Source organism: Bartonella sp. AA97HXZ (assembly GCF_042196985.1).
Lineage (GTDB): Bacteria > Pseudomonadota > Alphaproteobacteria > Rhizobiales > Rhizobiaceae > Bartonella.
In genome coordinates, this window is record NZ_JBHIRC010000050.1 from 1 (window position 1) to 2,853 (window position 2,853).

Consider the following 2,853-nt stretch of genomic DNA (forward strand, 5'->3'; position numbering starts at 1 on the left):
GATTTAAAGTGCCACCCGCTTGGACAAGACCAGGAACACTCTCCAAAGCTTCTGAGCGGATATGACGAAATTTGCCACCGGCTATATCTAAAGAAACATCGCGGCTTCCATCAGCTTTATAGCCATAACAATAACCATTCTGCGTATTGGCATTACAACTCATAAAGGTTTTTTTATAAGCTGTTGCCCCCAAATTGGTGAGCACATTGGCGTGAATATCGGCATTTCCCCCTGCTTCTATAGTGCTATAATAGTTGTCAATGGTATCAGCGTTAATGATGAGATTGCCGTGAAACTGTATCATTCCTTGACGAGTAGGCAAAATTCTTGCGTGACAGTTTTCTGTATCATGTGAGATAAATTATTCCATCGGTACCCTTGAAAAAAAGCGAACTTTCACTCTCTTCATTCCAAGTAAATGCCTTGTATACTATCCCATCTTCTAAAGTTATCTTACCATAAGTTGCCTCTTTGTTGGGCAAAGAATTTTTAAAGTGAAAATCACATATGTTTCCTGAACATTCAACTTCCTCATAGGAAACGGCCCCACATTTCTACCCTCAACTCATTTGCTACACTTGTTGTATGATACAAAATCGCATTTTCAATTGGATCAAACCCCTCTGGTTTTTGGAATGCGATGGTGACTTCTTTCGTTTTTTCCGTGATGATCAACAAATTGAACAGATCAATCAAGTTGTTGAAGCCTTTTTAGCAGAGATAGAACGAGAGATACAACAACTCTCAACAAAAGCTGCTTAACCTTATGGGGGTGTTTTGTTCTCCGCATACCTACGAGCACCCCCACCCTTCTTAACACTTTCAAGTAATGCGTGATTCACGCCACACGTGAATTGCATCTCAATGTAAGGAGAAAAGATATGGCACCTCGTAAAGCTATCATAACGCAAGCAGACATTGCACGAGCTTTAAGAGAAGCAAAAAAGCAAAAATGCGAACTCATAGAAATCAAACCTACTGGTGAACTGCTTATCTATCTTAAAGCAGATATCCCAATACCAAATTCAGTTAGCCACCCAGACAAACTTTTAGATTTGTCAAAGAATGAATATTACGAAACCGCACTCTCTAAGATGTAAAATACCATGCCTAAACCACGTCCTCCTCATCTTATCAAAGAAGTCACACGTCATGGTAAAATTATATGGTATATACGTATTGGTCATGGACCACGTATTAGAATACGCGGCACCTATGGAACGCAAGAGTTTGTTGATAACTACAAAAGCGCACTTGCCGAGTTACAAGGGCTTATACTTCCTAAATCAAAAACCGGTAAACTTGTTGAAGGGTCATTTGCATGGCTACTTAAACAATACTTTAACAGCTCCAATTGGCATAGCCTTTCTAAAGTCACCCAAAAACAAAAAGAACTCATCCTTATGAAGGTATGTGATTGGAGAAGAAATATTCATTTGTGGTAAAGAAGGTAAAAAACTAGTTAAAGAAAGTTTTGGCAACCTTTTTCGTGAGGCTTGTAACGTAGCGGGAATAAAAAAATCAGCACATGGCTTAAGAAAATTAGCAGCAACACGCGCAGTTAATTCTGGTGCAACAGTCTCGCAACTCAAAGCAGTTTTTGGCTGGACAGATGACACTATGACATCTCTTTACACAAAGAGCGCAGACCGTAAAAACTTGCTCTTGAAGCCATAAAAAAGCTTCAAAAAGATGAGGAAAAGAGGCCTATAAAACTCAATAGAATCAGGAACAACCTATTCTCTCATATTAGACATAAATATTTTATTTTACACATATTTGTGAATGAAACGGCTTTTAAAACCTTGTCTGTTAAAGTTTATGCTTTTTGCCTCTGCATAATTTAGCGTTTTTAAGTTCTATTCTTGAAAAACTATGCAATACTTTAACAAACTATTTATTGATCTAAGCGTTCAATAATCTTTTCTTCCATTCAAATTACCTTTTTGCTTATCCTAAAGAAAAAAGCATTATAAATATACCTAATTTTCAGTCATATCTGGAAAAGGTTTTAAACTGTCGATGCAAATCTTACACAACGTTTTATTCAAATAGTGTAAATCAGCCCTTTCCTCCAAGATACCCTTTAGACGCATTAAATATCTGAATATTTTTATTTAAAAAATAAAAATCTTTTAAAGAGCTTTCTTATTGAATTGTACTTATTTAAACTCAATAAAAATTTTCCTTGAATATATATCCCATTCTTACAAATTTATCTCTCATAAACTGTCAAAGCAATAACATTTTCTTTTCGCAGATATGACCGATCTAAATAGAATAAATATCTGGAAAGGTAAAATAATTTAAAAATACACGACCGAAATTTAATATAATTTATCAAACATTTTCAACTGAACTTTTCTTATTATTACGAAAACGACCATTAGAACTTAAAAAATATTGCTTTGTGAAAAATTTTCAAACAGGAAAAAGAAATGATAAATATCATAATTACCTTTCATTTTTTCAGAAAAAACTATCATATTTAAAAATGAAATTCTTAGATAACACACTCAAAGAATTAACTTATGAAGAATTATTTTAATTGAAACTTAAATGGTTTTACAAAGAACGCTTTAAAATGCGTATTAAAATGATTGACCTTTTGCAAGAAATTTGTCAAAAAGCATATCTAGTTTGGAGGGGTGGCCGAGCGGTTTAAGGCACCGGTCTTGAAAACCGGCGTGCAGGAGACTGTACCGTGGGTTCGAATCCCACCCCCTCCGCCACAGCACTTTTATGGTGCTATAACTTATTGATTTCATGTGTGTAGTGTAGCTTGCCAGCAGGTTTTGTATAATTTGCCACTAGGTTTTGTACCAATTTATTTTTTTCAAAGAGTTTTTAAGG

The 2,853-nt window shown here is 35.2% G+C and carries 1 protein-coding gene, 1 tRNA gene and 3 pseudogenes; 4 read left to right on the plus strand and 1 reads right to left on the minus strand.

What is annotated here, in order from left to right:
- A pseudogene (locus tag ACFINE_RS09435) lies at positions 1-669 on the minus strand (hypothetical protein); the annotation flags it as partial.
- Here ACFINE_RS09435 and ACFINE_RS09440 point away from each other — a divergent pair.
- The 4 genes and pseudogenes from ACFINE_RS09440 to ACFINE_RS09455 all read left to right on the plus strand — a co-directional run.
- Positions 655-762, plus strand: a pseudogene (locus ACFINE_RS09440) (exonuclease); the annotation flags it as partial. The pseudogenes ACFINE_RS09435 and ACFINE_RS09440 overlap by 15 nt on opposite strands.
- A gap of 119 nt (positions 763-881) precedes the next feature.
- Positions 882-1,100: a hypothetical protein gene (locus ACFINE_RS09445; protein WP_375618906.1), complete on the plus strand. Its 219-nt coding sequence runs from the start codon at positions 882-884 to the stop codon at positions 1,098-1,100.
- 6 nt (positions 1,101-1,106) lie between these two features.
- Positions 1,107-1,700 (plus strand): annotated as a pseudogene (locus ACFINE_RS09450) (tyrosine-type recombinase/integrase); the annotation flags it as partial.
- Between the two features lie 942 nt (positions 1,701-2,642).
- Positions 2,643-2,732: transfer RNA gene (locus ACFINE_RS09455), tRNA-Ser, on the plus strand.
- Positions 2,733-2,853 lie beyond the last annotated feature (121 nt).

Excerpts from the sequence above, each read along its gene's own strand:
- ACFINE_RS09445 (WP_375618906.1), top strand. The coding sequence starts at position 882 with ATGGCACCTCGTAAAGCTATCATAACGCAAGCAGACATTGCACGAGCT.